Annotated in this window: 16 protein-coding genes; 12 read left to right on the top strand and 4 right to left on the bottom strand. The window is 70.7% G+C overall.

The annotated features are described in order from the left end of the window. Positions 1-17: 17 nt before the first annotated feature. Complete coding sequence (locus OG588_RS04475; protein ID WP_405946105.1) at positions 18-299, bottom strand: ArsR family transcriptional regulator; 282 nt, start codon at positions 297-299, stop codon at positions 18-20. A 319-nt stretch (positions 300-618) separates the two neighbouring features. Then, a complete protein-coding gene (locus tag OG588_RS04480; RefSeq protein ID WP_405946106.1) occupies positions 619-2,640 on the bottom strand; it encodes a beta-galactosidase in 2,022 nt (673 codons plus the stop codon). Positions 2,641-2,814: 174 nt separating this feature from the next. Here OG588_RS04480 and OG588_RS04485 point away from each other — a divergent pair, with 174 nt between their 5' ends. Continuing rightward, positions 2,815-3,840 (top strand): LacI family DNA-binding transcriptional regulator, encoded by a 1,026-nt coding sequence (locus tag OG588_RS04485; protein ID WP_366094426.1) that lies wholly within the window; start codon positions 2,815-2,817, stop codon positions 3,838-3,840. 65 nt (positions 3,841-3,905) lie between these two features. On the opposite strand, the gene OG588_RS04490 is transcribed toward OG588_RS04485, so the two are convergent. After that, positions 3,906-5,198, bottom strand: coding sequence for a hypothetical protein (locus OG588_RS04490; RefSeq protein WP_405946107.1), 1,293 nt, complete (start codon positions 5,196-5,198; stop codon positions 3,906-3,908). A 334-nt stretch (positions 5,199-5,532) separates the two neighbouring features. On the opposite strand from OG588_RS04490, the gene OG588_RS04495 reads away from it, so the two are divergent. Together OG588_RS04495 and OG588_RS04500 are read left to right on the top strand one after the other, a co-directional pair. Continuing rightward, positions 5,533-5,883, top strand: coding sequence for a VOC family protein (locus OG588_RS04495; protein ID WP_019058020.1), 351 nt, complete (start codon positions 5,533-5,535; stop codon positions 5,881-5,883). A 97-nt stretch (positions 5,884-5,980) separates the two neighbouring features. Next, a complete protein-coding gene (locus tag OG588_RS04500) occupies positions 5,981-6,385 on the top strand; it encodes a MarR family winged helix-turn-helix transcriptional regulator (protein WP_405946108.1) in 405 nt (134 codons plus the stop codon). 16 nt (positions 6,386-6,401) lie between these two features. On the opposite strand, the gene OG588_RS04505 is transcribed toward OG588_RS04500, so the two are convergent. After that, complete coding sequence (locus OG588_RS04505; RefSeq protein WP_405946109.1) at positions 6,402-7,250, bottom strand: LysR family transcriptional regulator; 849 nt, start codon at positions 7,248-7,250, stop codon at positions 6,402-6,404. 348 nt (positions 7,251-7,598) lie between these two features. Between OG588_RS04505 and OG588_RS04510 the strand changes: the two genes are divergently transcribed. The 9 genes from OG588_RS04510 to OG588_RS04550 are packed head-to-tail and all read left to right on the top strand — an operon-like array spanning position 7,599 to position 16,448. Further along, entirely contained in the window at positions 7,599-8,336 is a 738-nt protein-coding gene (locus OG588_RS04510; protein ID WP_405946110.1) for an alpha/beta hydrolase, read from the top strand. Beyond that, the gene (locus tag OG588_RS04515) at positions 8,333-9,178 is read left to right on the top strand and encodes a sulfurtransferase (protein ID WP_405946111.1); all 846 of its coding nucleotides are present in this window, start codon (positions 8,333-8,335) and stop codon (positions 9,176-9,178) included. Before OG588_RS04510 ends, OG588_RS04515 begins: the two co-directional genes overlap by 4 nt. After that, the gene (locus OG588_RS04520) at positions 9,175-10,050 is read left to right on the top strand and encodes an ABC transporter permease (RefSeq protein ID WP_405946112.1); all 876 of its coding nucleotides are present in this window, start codon (positions 9,175-9,177) and stop codon (positions 10,048-10,050) included. The genes OG588_RS04515 and OG588_RS04520 overlap by 4 nt, the downstream gene beginning before the upstream one ends. Positions 10,051-10,052: 2 nt before the next feature. Beyond that, positions 10,053-10,769, top strand: a complete 717-nt coding sequence (locus tag OG588_RS04525; protein WP_033278595.1) for an ABC transporter ATP-binding protein — start codon at positions 10,053-10,055, stop codon at positions 10,767-10,769. Further along, positions 10,766-11,734, top strand: coding sequence for an ABC transporter substrate-binding protein (locus OG588_RS04530; protein WP_405946113.1), 969 nt, complete (start codon positions 10,766-10,768; stop codon positions 11,732-11,734). The genes OG588_RS04525 and OG588_RS04530 overlap by 4 nt, the downstream gene beginning before the upstream one ends. A gap of 24 nt (positions 11,735-11,758) precedes the next feature. After that, positions 11,759-12,859 carry an LLM class flavin-dependent oxidoreductase gene (locus OG588_RS04535; RefSeq protein WP_405946114.1) on the top strand — a complete coding sequence of 367 codons (1,101 nt, stop codon included), beginning with the start codon at positions 11,759-11,761 and terminating at the stop codon, positions 12,857-12,859. A 43-nt stretch (positions 12,860-12,902) separates the two neighbouring features. After that, complete coding sequence (locus OG588_RS04540) at positions 12,903-13,910, top strand: ABC transporter substrate-binding protein (RefSeq protein WP_405946115.1); 1,008 nt, start codon at positions 12,903-12,905, stop codon at positions 13,908-13,910. Further along, positions 13,907-15,013: an acyl-CoA dehydrogenase family protein gene (locus tag OG588_RS04545; protein WP_405946116.1), complete on the top strand. Its 1,107-nt coding sequence runs from the start codon at positions 13,907-13,909 to the stop codon at positions 15,011-15,013. Before OG588_RS04540 ends, OG588_RS04545 begins: the two co-directional genes overlap by 4 nt. Positions 15,014-15,065: 52 nt before the next feature. Then, positions 15,066-16,448: an FAD-binding oxidoreductase gene (locus OG588_RS04550; protein ID WP_405946117.1), complete on the top strand. Its 1,383-nt coding sequence runs from the start codon at positions 15,066-15,068 to the stop codon at positions 16,446-16,448. The last annotated feature ends 168 nt before the right edge of the window (positions 16,449-16,616 follow it).

Below are 16,616 nucleotides of genomic sequence, written 5' to 3' on the forward strand. Positions count from 1 at the left end.
CCGAGGCGGGGCCGGGTCTACCAGCCCTTCTCGAACATCCGGGCCACCTCGGCGATACGCACCTCGTCGCGCCGGTAGTAGGTGCGCAGCCGGATCCGCCGCACACGCAACACGCCCATGCCCGCGAGGAGTTCGAGGTGGGTGTCGGCGACCTGGCGGGACACGCCCAGTTTCGCCGCCACGGCCTCCGAGGTGACACCGACCTCGGGGATCCACTGATGGTCCGGGAAGTGGGCGGCCGGATCTCTCAGCCACTCCAGGATGTCCAACCGTCGCTGACCTGCCGGAGTCCTCAGCATCTCGTGACCCTCCGTCCTGCGCGCCGCTTGCCGCGTGCTCCCACTCTCCCGCAGCCCGGCCCGCCGCGTCCCCGACTCGGTGACCCTTGTCCGGGACCGAACGGTCCTGTTCGACAGGGCCGATCGGCCCTGGGGCAAGGGGCAACAGGCGGGACGCGGCCACACGGACGTGACCTGGCGGCGGCTCCCGAGGCCGGTGATGGCCGAACCGCATCGCCGTAGCCGAACAGAACCGCACGCCGAAGGACCGCGCGCCCGGAATGAGAACGTCCCCCTCCACCCGCGGCTCGCGGCTCGCGCGGGCGGAGGGGAGTTCCGCTCAGCCGTCGAGTCGTACGACCCGTACGGCTCCGGCGGGCACCGCGAGACCGCCCGCGGCGCGTTCGCCGGTCAGCAGCTCGGTGCCGTCGGTGCCGAGCGGCACCTTGACGTCCGAGGTACTGTGGTTGATCGCGAAGAGGAAACTGCCCAACTCGCCTTCCCTGCGCACGACTTCGACGTCGTACGGCAGGTCGGCGCGCGGCGCGATCCGGGCGTCCTCGGTCGCCCAGCCGAGCAGGGCGTCCAGGCCGTGGGCGTCGAGCCGGGTCGACACGTACCAGGCGGTGCCCTCGCCGAGGCGGTGCCGGGTGACGGCGGGGTGGTCGGCGGTGAGGCCTTCGGCGTACGTCCACACGGTCTCGGCACCGTTCGGGACGACGAACTCGGTCCAGACGTCACCGGTGAGTTCGGAGCCGTCCGGTCCGGTGATCCGCACCTGTTGGCCCGCCAGGAGTGGCGAGAACTCCTCCACCGTCAGGCCGAGTACGTCCCGCAGCGCGCCGGGGTAGGCGCCCTCGTGGACGGCGTCGTGCTCGTCGACGATGCCGGAGAAGTAGGAGACGACGAGGGTGCCGCCGTTCTCGACGTATCGCTCCAGGTTGCGGCCGGCCGCCTCCGTCATCAGATACAGCGCCGGTACGACGACAAGGGGATAGGCCGACAAGTCGGCTTCCGGGTGGGCGAAGTCGACCGTGAGGTGACGGTCGTAGAGGGCCTCGTAGAAGGCGTCGGCGCGCTCGCGGGCGTCGTGGTCCTCGCTGGGACGCCACGCCAGTTTCTGCGCCCACCACGACTGCCAGTCCCATACGACGGCCACGTCGGCCTGCGTGCGCGTGCCGCGTATCTGGCCCAAATCCTCGACCGACGCGCCGAGTTGGACGACCTCGCGCCAGACGCGGGTCTCCGTGCCGCCGTGCGGGAGCATCGCGGAGTGGAACTTCTCGGCGCCGCGCCGGGATTGACGCCATTGGAAGAACATCGCGCCGTCCGAGCCGCGTGCCACGTGGGAGAGGGCGTTGCGGGCCATCTGGCCGGGGGCCTTGGCGGGGTTGCGGGGCTGCCAGTTGACGCCTGAGGTGGAGTGCTCCAGGAGCAGCCACGGGGCACCGCCCGCCACCGAACGCGTCAGGTCGGCGGCCATCGCGAGGTTGACGTGGGTGCGGCGGCCGTCGGTGATCAGGTAGTGGTCGTTGGTGACGAGGTCGACCTCGCGGCCCCAGGCCCAGTAGTCGACGGACTCGCACTGGCTGAGGGCGGTCATGAAGTTGGTGGTGACCGGGATGCCGGGCGCGAGGCGGTGCAGGATGTCCCGTTCGGCGACGAAGTTCTCGCGCATCGTGGCGTCGGCGAACCGCGAATAGTCCAGCGACTGGGCCGGGTTGACGGCGGTCGGGGTGAGTCGCGGCGGGTTGATCTGGTCGAGGTCTCCGTAGCGCTGGCCCCAAAAGGCCGTCCCCCAGGCCTCGTTGACCCCGTCGACGCTCTCGTACGTCTTGGTCAGCCACCGGCGGAAGTGGGCGGCGCAGGAGTCGCAGTAACAGGCGGAGACGGGGACGCCGTACTCGTTGAAGACGTGCCAGAGCGCGAGGGCGGGATGGTCGCCGTAGCGCTCGGCGAGTTGGGTGGTGATGGTCGCGGCGGCGGCGCGGTAGTCGGCGTTGCTGTGGCAGATCGCGCCGCGTGAGCCGAACTCGTAGCGGGTGCCGTCGGCGGTGACGGGCAGGGCCTCGGGGTGGGCGCGGTAGAACCAGGCGGGCGGCGAGACGGTGGGCGTGCCGAGGTCGACGCGGATGCCGTTCTCGTGGAGGAGGTCGATGATCCGGTCGAGCCAGCCGAAGTCGTACACACCCTGCTCGGGTTCCAGCAGCGCCCAGGAGAAGATCCCGATGCTCACCATGGTGACGCCGGCCTCCCGCATCAGCCGGACGTCCTCCGGCCAGACGCTCTCCGGCCACTGCTCGGGGTTGTAGTCCCCACCGAAGGCGAGGCGGGTGAGGCCCCTGGGTGTGGTCTCCGGCATGGATCTCTCCCGTAGTCGATCATTTGGGAACGTGCACACAGCGCGCCCAAGGGCGCGACCCCTACATAACCGCACGCCCGCGACCGCTGACAAGTGTCCTTGATGTTTCTCTGCTGTGAACGCTCCCATACCGGCGCTTCTGGCCCAGGGCCCGGGAGCCGTAGAGTCTGGACCATGAGCAATACGGGGGGTCGGCGCAGACCACCGACGATCCATGACGTGGCGCGTGAGGCCGGTGTCTCGCGGGGCACGGTGTCGCGTGTCCTCAACGGCGGGCACTATGTGAGCCCGGCCGCGCAGGAGGCCGTCAACGCGGCCATCCGCAGGACGGGTTACGTCGTGAACCGGCACGCCCGGTCACTGATCACGGGGCGTTCGGACTCGGTCGGTTTCCTGTTGACGGAACCGCAGGAGAAGTTCTTCGAGGACCCGAACTTCAACATCCTGCTGCGCGGCTGCACACAGGCACTGGCCGCGCACGACATCCCGCTGCTGCTGATGCTGGCCGGCACCGAGGACGAGCGGCGGCGCATCACGCGGTACATCACCTCCGGCCACGTCGACGGGGTGCTGCTGGTCTCCAGTCACTCCGGGAACCCGGTGGCGGAGGAGCTGAGCGAGGCGGGCGTACCGCTGGTCGCGTGCGGCAAGCCGATCGGGCTCGGTTCCAAGATCAGTTATGTCGCCGCCGACGACCGGGAGGGCGCCCGTGACATGACCCGGCATCTGCTCTCCCTGGGCCGCCGCCGCATCGGCACGGTCACCGGGCCGCTGGACACTCCGGGCGGTGTCGAGCGCCTCGCCGGTTACAAGGAGGTGCTCGCCGAGGCGGGCATCGAGGTGGACGAGCGTCTCGTCGTCTCCGGCGACTACAGCCGGCTCAGCGGCGAGAAGGGTGCCGAGCGGCTGCTCGCCCAAGTCCCGGACCTGGACGCCGTGTTCGTCGCCTCCGACCTGATGGCGCGGGGCGTGCTCACCACGTTGGAGCGGGCCGGGCGGCACGTACCGGAGGACGTGGCGGTCGGCGGCTTCGACGACTCCCCCGCCGCACTCGCGTCCAGCCCCGAACTCACCACGATGCGGCAGCCCTTCGACCGGATCAGCGCGGAGATGGTGCGGGTGCTGCTGGCGCAGATCGGGGGCGAGGACACGGCGGCGGTGATCCTGCCCACGGAGTTGGTGAAGCGGGAGTCGACGTGAACGGACGGGCTCTCGGGGGGAGTTGAGGGGGCGATCCGCAGACGCGCCCCCTCCCCTCCTCGCGGTCAGGCGGACGGGTTGACGATCACGTCAGCCGTGTTGTTCGCGCTGTTCGGGTCGAAGACGGTGGGCTTGTCGGCGTGGGCGTGAACGATGACGTGGCCGGTCGCATCGGGAACGACCCGGTTGATGCGCAGCTGGAACGGGAAGCTGACGTCCGTGCCGGACTTGACCCAGATCGGCAGGGAGCAGGCGAAGTGGCCGATGGTCGAGTCGTCGCCCGGCGAATGGGCACCGCTGCAGTGTTCGGGCACGGTCGTGGCGGTGGTGCCCTCGGGGAGGTAGTAGTCGACCACGGCGACCGGGTCGCCGGAGCCGGCGTTGGCGACCCAGGCCGGGCCGTCGTTGGTGAATCGGATGGCGGTGGTGACGGTGTCGCCGGCCGCGCCGCTCACCTCGGTGCCGTGCGCGGCGAAGTCGGCGGTGTTGGCGGCCTCGATGCTCCAGGCGCGGCCGTTGTCCGAGCTGTCGAGGTCGGTGATGCCGTCGACGGGCTCGACGTCGTAGTCGAACCGGTCGAAGAGCGCGTGACCGTTGACGGTGAGCCGTAGCGGCGCGGGCAGTTCCACGGTGGCGCCGGGTGCGATGTCGGTGTCGAAGGTGCAGGTCGCGTGGGTCATGGGCATGTATGTGCCGTCGGCGTCCGGCTCGGTGTAGGTGCACTGCGGGTAGCGGGTGACGACGTCGAGGCCGTACGTCGCGTACATCTGCACGGTGAAGCCGTGGGCGGTCTCGTTGCCGGTGTTGGTGATGGCGAACGGCACGGTGAGGTCGGTGCCGGGTGCGACGCCGGTCATGTCCTGCGGGGCGGCGGTGCCGAGGTCGGGGCCGGAGCGGACGGTGACGGGGGTCTGATAGCCCTCCGGAGCGGTGAGTGTGCCGTCGGGTCCGCCGGTGGCCTGGGCGGAGTACTCGATCGTGCCCTGCGCTCCCAGGGCGGCTCCGGCGACGGCTCGCACCTTGAGCTGCACCTGTGCGCTGTAGCCCGTGGGCACGTCCCCGGTGTCGCACACCGCGACGGTGCCCGCGCCGTTCGGCGTGCAGGTGTCGGGCCAGACCACCTCGGCGACCCCGGCGAGCCCGGAGACGTCGACGGTCAGGTGTCCGTCCGTCACCGTGAAGTTGTCGTTGTCGTGATACAGACCGAGCGCCAGCGTCCGGTACTGCGCCGTACCGCCGTCCGGAGCGACGGTCACCGTCTGGTCGTACGGCACCTGGATCCACAGTTGGTCGGTCTGCGGTTCGTCGTCGGCGAAGGCGGCCCCGCTTCCGAGACCGGAGAGGACCAGCGCCCCCACGGCCCCGGCACAAGCTCCGCGACGCAGTAGACGCCCTACGGAGACTGAACTCATGACATCCCCCAGTTGAGACAGCAGAGAGCCCGGCAAATGAGAAGCACCGGGCGGGAGTTGGACCCTCCTCCGGGGCGGATGGTTGTAGGGGGGACGCACGTGGCCCGCCGTGTCGGTACGCCGACAGCCGGCCACGGCGGCGGGAGGCCGCGCTTCCACTTCCGATGCCGAGTTCGACGGTGCCATCCGGTCAGGATTGAAGAAGCCCTCACGCCTCCCCCGCCCTAGCCTGAATTCACCGGCGAAATCCGCCGGACCCCGCTTCTCGGAGGAGCTCGCCATGACCGAAGGACTGAACACGATCATCTACCCCGTCAAGGACCTCGACGCCGCGAAGGCCCTGTTCGGCGCGCTGCTGGGGGTCGAGCCGTACGCGGACGAGCCGTACTACGTCGGCTACAAGGCCGCCGGGCAGGACGTCGGTCTCGACCCGAACGGGCACGCCAAGGGCATGACCGGACCGGTGCCGTACTGGACCGTGGACGACATCCGGACACGGCTCGCGGCCATGGTGGAGGCGGGGGCCGAGCTGGTGCAGGACGTCCAGGACGTCGGCGGCGGCAAGCTCATCGCGTTCGTGAAGGACGCGGACGGGAACTTCGTCGGGCTCACGCAGAATCCGGCCGCCTGACGCCGATGCCGTACCGGCCGTCACACCCGAGCCCGCTACTTGCACATGCACTAGTTGCGCACTCAATAAATGACCGGATCAGTGTTACCGTGCGGGTATGGCAGTCAAGACGGCCGGCGCCCGGCAGCTAGAGGAACAGTGGCGGGACATTCTCTCCGTGCACGCGCGGACGATGTGCGAGATCGACCGCGTACTGCACCCGCACGGCCTGGGCGCGAGCGACTTCGAGGTGCTCGACATGCTCGCCTCCGAAGCGCCGGAGGAGGGCGACCACTGCCGGGTGCAGAATCTGGTCGGCCGGGTCCATCTCAGCCAGAGCGCGCTCTCCCGTCTCATCGGACGGCTGGAGAAGGACGGCCTCGTGGAGCGCTCCGTGTGCGTCGAGGACCGACGCGGGGTGTGGGTCGCCCTGACGCGCAGGGGCCGCGACCTGCACACGGAGGTGCTCCCTCTCCAACGGGGCGTCCTGGTGCGGATGTTGGACGACGACACCCAGGGCTGATCGCCTCCCTGACAGCTCAGCGCAGCAGATCCCGTACGGCCGCGAAGGCCGCCTCGACCGTCGCCGGGTCGGCGCCGGGGCGGGCGAGTGCGCTCATGGGGATCGGGGTGACGGAGGGCAGCCCGCCGTAGGGGGTCAGGCCGTCCGGAGACGTGCCGAACGCGGCGAGCAGCGCGACACCCTGTCCGGTGCGGGCGATGTCGAGGACCCCGGCGAGATAGCCCGCGTCGCCGACCACCGCCGCGGGGACGCCGTGCGCGGCGAGGGTGGAGATCGCGCGGCGACGGATCGCGCACGGGTCCTCGATGGCGACCAGCGGGACGGGCGCGGGCGCGGCCGGTCGCTGCCAGCCCGGCGTGGCGTGCCAGGTGAGCGGGAGACCGCCGACCGGTGTGCCCTCGGTGGCGGCGGCCTCGGTGACGTACACCGCGACGTCGACGCTGCCGCGTTCCACGGCCTCGACGAGGCGGGCCGAGCGGTCGATGCGGAAGCGGACCCGGCAGCCGGGCCGCACCTCCTGGACGGCGGCGGTCAGCCGTGGCAGGAACTGGTCGGCCGCGTGTTCGGTGGAGCCGATGGTGACGGTGTCGCCGTCCACGTCCAGCAGCGTGCGTACGGCCTCGTCGTGCACGGCGAGGATGCGACGGGCCTGTTCCAGGAGCAGTCGCCCCTCGGGCGTGAACCGGGTGCCGCGCCCGTCCCGCTCGACGATCGGCCGGCCCAGCGTCTTCTCCAGCCTGCGCACATGCTGGCTGACCGCGGACTGGCTCAGGGCGAGGGCCCGGGCCGCCCGGTGGAAGCCGCCGCAGTCGGCGATCGCGGTCAGGCTGCGCAGGGCCACGATGTCGAGGACAGGTTGGGGCATGCCGGTGACGGTAGCCGTTCCACGTATCGATCCGCATCGATCGTGATAACTGATCGATTTCGATGCGGAATCATCGTTGGACGCGATCGGTCGTGGCCGGTCATGATGGGCGCATGCTGCACACGACCGCTTTCGCTGCCCTTCTGACGCAGCGCCGAGTCATTGACTTCGGCGTGGCGTGCAGCGCGCGCTGTCGTTGACCCACCGCCTTTCTGCGGCGCCCTTCCCGAGTTCTCGCTGATCACGTCCGCCCTGCGCACTGACACGTGACGGCGGCTCCGGCCTGCTCACTTCCTCCCCCCTTGCTCAATTCCCCTCCCCTTTCCCCTCGTTGGGAGTTGTCACCCCATGCCCTCTTCCTCCGTCTCGTCCTGGGACGAACCCGAAGGCCTCGCCGCGCGCGGCACGTTGATCGTGCTGGCCGGGCGGGGCGAACACGGCGGTGTCTACGAGCGGTTCGGCCGCCGGCTCGGCTTCGACGCCTACCGCGTCCGCGCCCTCGGCGACCCGACCGCCGAACCCGCCGTACTGGAGCAGGCCGCCAAGCTGCTCGCCGACGAGTCGCTGCCCGGCCCGAAGGTGCTGGTCGGTTCCGACACGGGCGCGCGCTACGCCCTTCAGCTCGCCGCCGAGCAGACCGCGGGCGTCGACGCACTGATCCTGGCCGGGCTGCCCACCGGCGCCTGGACAGCGGGCAGTTGGGAGGAAGAAGCCGCGGCGCGCACCGCCTGCCCGACCCATCAGGGGCGGCTGACCAACGACCCCGACTTCCGGCGCGGCGCCATCGGCGAGACCCCCGAACCGCCCGAACCGCGCCTCGACCTGGTGCGCGTCCCGGTCCTGGCCCTGCACGGCAAGGACGACACGGTGAGCCCGCTCGACCGGGCATTGAGCCTCTACGACGGTCACCCGGGCGTGCAGACGGTCGTCTTCCACAGCGGTCGGCACGACGTCCTCAACGACGCCCTGCACCGCACCGCCGCCGCCACGGTCGTCCTGTTCCTCGAACGGCTCCGGCTGGCCCCAGCGGCATCGGCGACCTCCGAAGTCCGCGAACTGCCCCTGATCGCCGAGGTGTTGACATGAGCAGCCGCGTGACGACCACGGTCACCGAGCTGGCCGAACTCCTCGGCTCCGAGCGGCCGCCCGTGCTGCTCGACGTCCGCTGGGCGCTGGGCGATCCGCACGGCCGCGATCACTACGCGGACGGTCACATCCCGGGCGCGGTCTACGTCGACCTGGACACGGAGTTGGCCGCACCGGCGAGCCCCGAGGGCGGCCGACACCCGCTTCCCGACCTCACCGAACTCCAGGAATCCGCCCGCCGTTGGGGCATCGGAGACGGCCGGTCCGTCGTCGTCCACGACGACGGGGGCAACACGGCCGCCGCCCGCGCCTGGTGGCTGCTGCGGTACGCGGGCGTCACCGAAGTGACGCTGCTGGACGGGGCGTTGGGCGCCTGGCGGGCGGCGGGGCTGCCGCTGGAGTCCGGGATCCCCGCCGATCCTGCGCCGGGTGACGTCGTGCTCCGCGCGGGTGCGCTGCCGACCACCGATGCCGACGGGGCCGCCGAACTCGCCGTGTCCGGGCTGCTGTTGGACGCCCGCGCCGGTGAGCGCTACCGGGGCGAGGTCGAGCCCGTGGACCCGCGTGCCGGACACATCCCGGGAGCCGTGTCCGCGCCGACCGGGGAGAACCTCGCGGCGGACGGGACCTTCCTGGCACCGGAGTTGCTGCGCAAGCGGTTCGAGGAGCGGGGGGCCGGGGACGCGGCGCGCATCGGCGTGTACTGCGGGTCCGGGGTCACCGCCGCCCATCAGATCGCGGCGCTGGAGATCGCCGGGTTCGAGGCCACCCTGTTCCCCGGTTCCTGGTCCGCCTGGTCCGCCGATCCCGCGCGCCCGGCGGCGACGGGAGACCGGCCATGACGACGAAACCACTGGACGCGGCGGTGCTACCGCAGCAGAAGGAAGTCGTGCCCGCGCCGTCCACCCGGGTCACCATCCGCGGCATCGCGAAGGTCAACCGCCTTTTCACCGTGCCCCGTTCGGTGCGCCGGGCCGCCGGACCGGTCGGCCTCGTGCTGCTCTGGTTCCTGACCTCCGCCACCGGGGTGCTCCCCGAGTCCGTGCTGGCCTCCCCCGTCGACGTCATCCGCCAGGCCGTGGACCTGACGAAGAACGGTGAACTCCCGCACGCCATCGCCGCGTCGGGCCGTCGCGCCGCCATCGGGTTCCTCATCGGCGCGACCGTCGCGCTGGTCCTTTCGCTGGTGGCCGGGCTGTTCCGGCTCGGTGAGGACGTCATCGACTCCTCGATGGGCATGTTCCGGGCGATCCCCTGGGTGGGGCTGATCCCGCTGTTCATCGTCTGGTTCGGCATCGAGGAGACCCCGAAGATCGCCCTGGTCGCGCTCGGGGTGACGTATCCGCTGTACTTCAACATCTACGGCGGCATCCGCTCCACCGACGCCCAACTCGTCGAGGCCGCACGGATGATGGGGCTCGGCCGGTTCGGGCTGATCAAGTACGTGATCCTGCCGAGCGCGCTGCCCGGGGCACTCGTGGGCCTGCGGTACGCACTGTCCACCGCGTGGCTGGCGCTGGTCTTCGCCGAGCAGGTCAACGCGGACGCGGGGCTCGGCTATCTGATGAGCAACGCCCAGCAGTACTTCCGTACGGACGTCATCGTGCTGTGCCTCGTCGTGTACGCGCTGCTCGGTCTCGCCTGCGACTTCGCCGTACGGATCCTGTCGCGCCGGTTGCTGACCTGGCGGGCCAACTTCGAGGGTGAGGCGTAGACATGGCCAACTCCGTTGAGATTCGGGGGCTTTCGCGGGCCTTCGACGGCAACACCGTCCTGCACGATCTCGATCTGGACATCCGTGAGGGCGAGTTCGTGGCCCTGCTCGGGCACAGCGGCTGCGGCAAGTCGACGCTGCTGCGGATCCTCGCCGGGCTCGACGACGAGATCGGCGGCGAGGTGACCGTGCCCGCGCGACGCAGCGCGGCCTTCCAATCGCCGCGGCTGCTGCCCTGGTTGAAGGTGTGGCGCAACGTCGTGCTCGGGCTGCCGGGGCGTCCGGACCGGGCACTCGCCCTCAAGGCGCTCGACGAGGTCGGCATCGCCGAGCGCGCGACCGTATGGCCCAAGACACTGTCCGGCGGTCAGGCCCAGCGGGTCTCGCTCGCCCGCGCCCTGGTCCGTGAGCCCGAACTCCTGTTGCTGGACGAGCCGTTCGGCGCGCTCGACGCGCTGACCCGGGGCAAGGTGCAGGCGCTGGTCGCCGAGCTGTGGCGGCTGCACGGGTGCGCGATCCTCCTGGTCACCCATGACGTGGAGGAGGCGCTGCTGCTCGCCGACCGGGTCCTGGTGATGGACGAGGGCCGTATCGCCCACGAGGTGACCGTCGACCTGCCCCGCCCCCGTGATCTGACCGCCCCCGAGTTCGTGACCCTGCGCGCCCGCCTCCTGAACTGGCTCGGCGTGACCCGCACTTTGGAAGGAACCCCCTCGTGATCCGCAGAATCGCCGCCGCGACCCTGAGCCTGACCTCCCTGCTGGCGTTGAGCGCCTGCGGCGCCGACTCCTCGGCGGACACCTCCGCCGGCGGCCAGGTCACCCTCACCATCGGCGACCAGGCCAAGACGCTCCAGACGATCATCGCCGCCTCCGACGCGCTCAAGGGCGCCAAGTACAAGGTGAAGTGGGCCGAGTTCCAGGGTGCGGCCCCGCTCTACCAGGCCGTGCAGGCAGACGCCGCCGACACCGGGTACTCAGCCGACCTGCCCGCGCTCCAGGCGCTCAGCGGTGGCGTCAAGATCAAGAACATCGCCGCCCTCAAGAACGACGGCACGCACGTCGGGATCGTCGTCCGCAAGGACTCCGGCATCGACAGCGTGAAGGACCTCAAGGGCCAGAAGGTCGTGGTGTCCTCGGCGAAGGGCAGCATCTCGGAGTATCTGCTGGCCAACGTCCTCAAGCAGAACGGGCTCAACTACAAGGACGTCAAGGTGCAGTACCTGCTGCCGACCGACGCGCAGGCCGCCTTCGCCTCCGGCAAGGTCAAGATCTGGGCGACGTTCGGCGTCTACCAGGCCGTCGGCCTGGAGCAGGGCGGCAAGCTCCTCGTCGACGGCGCGGACGGCCGGGTCAGCGGCTACGGCTTCATCAACGCCTCCGAGAAGGCCCTCGCCAACTCGGCGAAGAAGACGGCCCTTTCGGACTTCCTCCAGCGGCTGAGCACGGCGCTGAAGTGGACCAGCACCCACCAGGACGCGTACGCGAAGGCCATCGAGCAGCGCAACGGCGCCGATGCCACGGTGGCGAAGACGCTCGCCTCGGCCGCCTACAGCCAGGTGCTGCCGATCACGTCGGACGTCAACACGACCGTCCAGCAGGTCGCCGACCTCATGAACAGCATCGGGGTCCTCGACCCGAACGTGGACGTGGCCAAGTCCGCGGACACCTCCCTGCTCAAGTGACCTTTCCTGTTTAGGAGTTCGCTCATGCCTGTCGAGTTCATCAGTGCCGTCCACACCGACTCCGGGGCCTCGGGTCCCGCCGCCGCGAGCCGTACCGGGTTCGACGTCGACCACCTCCGCAAGTACGCCCGAGCGCTCGACGACGGCGGCTTCGACCACACCCTGGTCGCCTATCACTCGGCCTCGCCCGACGCCTTCCAGATCGCCCAGTTCGTCGCCACCCACACCGAGCGCGTCCGCCCGATCCTCGCGCACCGCCCCGGCGTCATCTTCCCGACGCACGCGGCCCGCGCCCTGGCCACGCTGGACCGGATCAGCAACGGCCGGCTGACGCTGCACATCATCTCCGGCGGCAGCGACGAGGAGCAGCGCCGGGAGGGCGACTACCTCAACAAGGCGGAACGGTACGAGCGTTCGGACGAGTACATCCAGATCCTGCGCAAGGTGTGGGAGGCCGACGGTCCCGTCTCGCACGAGGGCAAGTACTTCACGTTCGAGGGCTACTACTCCGACGTGAAGCCGGTGAACGGGCTCGTCCCGATCTCCGTCGGCGGCTCCTCCCAGGACGCGTACCGGGTGGGCGGGCAGCAGGGCGACATCTTCGGTCTGTGGGGCGAGCCGCTCAAGGAGACGGCCGAGCAGATCGCCGCCGTCAACGCGGTCGCGGACGCCGCCGGGCGCCCGCATCCCCGTATCTGGGTGTCGTTCCGCCCGATCATCGCGCCCACCGAGGAACTCGCCTGGGAGAAGGCGCACCGCACCCTCGGTGTCCTCAAGGACCAGGCGAAGAACACCGAGTTGCTCCGCCACTACCGCACCACCGGCCGCCCCGCGAACGTCGGCTCCCAGCGTCTCCTCGACATCGCCGAGCGCGGCGAGGTCCAGGACCGCTGCCTGTGGACCGCCCCCGCCGTCGCTACCAACGCCGCGGGCGCGTCAACTGCCCTTGTGGGCACGCCCGATACGGTCGCCCAGGCCCTCCTCGACTACGTCGACATCGGCTGCGATCTGCTGTCGATCCGCGGCTACGACCCGCTCAACGACGCGATCGACTACGCCCGGCACGTGCTGCCGCTGGTCCGCCAGGAACTCGCCCACCGGGCGACGACCTCACAGGCCGCCTGAACCACTCCCCCTCCCTGATTGCGAACTCCCCTATGGAGACCCCGTGTTGTTCCGTAGCACCCTGCGGGCGTCCGCCGCCGCCCTCACCCTGCTCCTGCCGTTCGCCGCCGCCTGCGGAGGCGACGCGAGCGCCGACTCCTCGTCCGACGTCTCCTCCGTGACCCTCAAGGTCGGCGACACCGGCTGGAAGGTCAGCGAGGCCGTCCTCAAGTACGCCCACCTCGACGACACCCCGTACAAAGTGAAGTGGAATCTCTTCCAGGGCGGCGACCTGCAACTCCAGGCCATGCGCGCCGGAGCACTGGACCTGGCCTCCTCCAGCGAGATCCCGCCCATCTTCTCGGCCGCCGACGGCAAGCCCAACTTCAAGGTCGTCGCCGTCCAGCGCGGCACCACCCTCAACCAGGAAGTCATCGTCCCCAAGGGCTCCAAGGTGACCGACATCGCCGGCCTGAAGGGCAAGAAGGTCGGCTACGTCCAGAACACCACCGCCCACTACTTCCTCTACGAGCTGCTGAAGCGGGCCGGGTTGACGTGGTCCGACATCGACGCCAAGCCGCTGCTCCCCAACGACGGCCTCGCGGCCCTGAACGGCGGCTCCATCGACGCCTTCGCCTCCTACGGCACGTCGGTCATCACCGCCCACCAGCAGGGCGCGACGACGGTCGGCTCCGGGGCGGACATCCTCTCCGGCAACTTCCTCTGGTCCGCCCGCGACAGCGTCCTGAAGAGCCCCGCCCAACGGGCCGCCGCGGCCGACCTGATCGCCCGGATCTCCAAGGCCTACGCCTACGTCCGCGACGGCCACGAGGACGGCTTCGCGAAGGTCACCGCCGAGGCCACCCACCAGCCGGTGGCGCAGGCCAAGTCGGACCTGGTCGCCGCGCAGAAGCAACGGTCCACGCAGGCCAGGACGGTCGGCGCCGACACGATCGCCTCCCAGCAGAAGGTGGCCGACGCCTTCACCGAACTCGGCGCGCTCAAGAAGCACTTGGACGTGAAGTCCTTCTGGACCACCGCACTCAACTCCGACCTGAAGAAGGCCCTGTGACCGCCCGCATCGCCGAACTGGCCGCAGGCTACGACCAGTCCGGCGCCTTCCCCGCCGACTCCCTCCGCATCGCCCACGAGGCCGGACTCCTCACCGCGACCATCGGTGAGCAGTACGGCGGCAGGGGCGCCCGGGTCGAGGAGAGCGCGCGGATCCTCCACCGGATCGGCCAGGGCGACCCGTCGGTGGCCCTGATCGCGGCGATGACCCTCAACACGCACGCGCGGCAGGCCGTACAGCCGCACTGGCCCGAGGAGTTGTACGCGCGGATCGTCAAGGAGTCCTTCGAGCGACCGGTGCTCGTCAACCACGCGCGCGTGGAACCGGAGTTGGGCTCCCCCGCGCGCGGCGGCCTCCCTTCGACGCTGGCCCGTCGCACCTCGGACGGCTGGTCGCTGAGCGGCACCAAACGCTTCGTGACCGGCGCGGAGGGCCTGGACTGGTTCCTGGTGTGGGCCACCACCGACGAACCCGAGCCGCGCGTCGGCACCTTTCTGGTGCCGGGCAGCTCCCCCGGTATCGAAATCACCGGCCGCTGGGACCAGTTGGGACTGCGGGCCAGCGGCAGCCACGACGTGACGTTCCGGGACGTGGAGATCCCGTACGAGCACGTCATCGGCATCGGCCCACACGGCGCGTCGGCCGAGCAGGACAACCGGGCGGGCGCCGCGCTCCATCTCCCCCTCGCCGCCCTCTACTTGGGGGTGGCACGGGCGGCCCAGTCCTTCTTCCACACGTTCGCCCACGCACGCGTGCCCGCCAACCTCGGTCATCCGGTGGCCCGTACGGAACGCTTCCGCAGGACCGCCGGGGAGATCGAGGTACTGCTGGCCGCCGCCGAGCACCTGGTGTTCGACGGGGCCGCCCGGGTGGACTCCGACGACTCCTCGTACACCCCCGAACAGGCCCTCGGTGCAAGGGTATTGGCCGACCGGCACGGTGTACGGGCGGTGGAGCTGGCCGTACGGCTGCTCGGCAATCCGGGGCTCGCGCGGGGCAATCCGCTGGAGCGGCACTTCCGGGACATCCAGTGCGCGCCCGTGCACGCACCCCAGGAGGACATCTCCCTGCTCGCGATCGGAACAAAGGCGTTGAACCCGTAACTCGCCTGATGACGGACCCCATGTCGGCACGCACAGTGAAGGTACGGAACCGGTGACCACAGCTCCCCCCACCACCCCCACCGCCGCCGCCCGGCTGCTCGGTCTGCTCGCCCGGGATCTGCCGCCCGACCAACTGGCCACGGACCCGCGCACGTTGGCCGCGCACACCACGGACCGTTCGGGCACCCGGCCGGACGGTGTCCCGCTCGCCGTGGTGCACGCGCGGCGGACCGAGGACGTGACCGTCACGCTCCGGCACGCGAACGCGCTGCGTGTGCCGGTGGTGCCGCGTGGTGCGGGCACCGGTCTGTCGGGCGGGGCGTCGGCCGGTGAGGGCGTGCTCGTGCTGGACCTGTCCGGCATGAACCGCATCCTCGAACTGTCGGCCGACGACCAGCTCGCGGTGGTCGAACCGGGCGTGATCACCGCCGAGTTGGACCGGGCGGCGGGTGAGCACGGCCTGCGGTACGCACCCGATCCGGCGAGTGCGGCGATCTCCACGATCGGCGGGAACATCGCGACCAACGCGGGCGGGCTGCGGTGCGCGAAGTACGGGGTGACGCGGGACAGCGTGCTCGGTCTGGAGGCCGTCCTCGCCGACGGGACGGTGGTCACGACCGGCCGCCGTACCGTCAAAGGGGTCACCGGTTACGACCTCACCGCGCTGCTGACCGGCTCCGAGGGCACGCTTGCCGTCATCACCTCGGCGACGCTGCGGCTGCGTCCGGTGCCGGTGGCGACCGCGACGCTGGCCGCCTACTTCGACTCGTTCGAGGCGGCGGCCGAGGCGTCGTACGCGATCGGGCGGGCCGGGGTCGTACCGGCGCTCGCGGAGCTGCTCGACGGGCCGGTGCTGCGGGCCGTCGATCCGGCGTTGGGCGAGCGCGGGTCGGCGCTGCTGCTGGTGCAGTGCGACGGGGCGGGGGCGGCCATCGAGGCGGAGCAGGTCGCACGGGTGCTGGCACCGATCGCCACGAGCGTGGAGACCACCGCCGACCCGGTCGAGTCGGAATCCCTGCTCGCGGCCCGCCGACTGGCCCTGCCCGCGCTGGAGCGGCTGGGCCGGCCGCTGATCGAGGACATCGCCGTGCCCCGATCGCGGCTCGCGGAGGCGGTCCGCGAGATCCGCGCCATCTCGGCCCGCCACGACGTGCCGGTCTACACGCTCGCGCATGCCGCCGATGGCAACCTCCACCCGATCATCGTGGTCGATCCGGCCCTGGACCGGCTGCCGGACGCGGCCTGGGAGGCGGCAGGCGAGATCTTCGCGCTGGCGCTGCGGCTCGGCGGGACGCTGACCGGCGAGCACGGTGTGGGCGTGCTGAAGCGGCAGTGGGTGGCGGACGAACTCGGGCCCACCGCCCACGCGTTGCAGCGCCGACTGAAGGAGGCCTTCGATCCCCGGGGCATCCTCAACCCCGGCAAGACCCTCTGAGGCGCCACGGATCGGATACCGCCGAACGGGTGAGGGCGAGTGATCCGGGGGTGGTGCGGGAGCACGTGCGTTTGGCATGTGCCTCGACCGCCGTCCGAAGTCATCACTCGTCGTGACCGACAACGGGTAGCTCTACGCACGGAATGTGACGGACGGCAGCCGTCCCGT

The organism is Streptomyces prunicolor (assembly GCF_045162825.1).
Taxonomy (GTDB): domain Bacteria; phylum Actinomycetota; class Actinomycetes; order Streptomycetales; family Streptomycetaceae; genus Streptomyces; species Streptomyces prunicolor.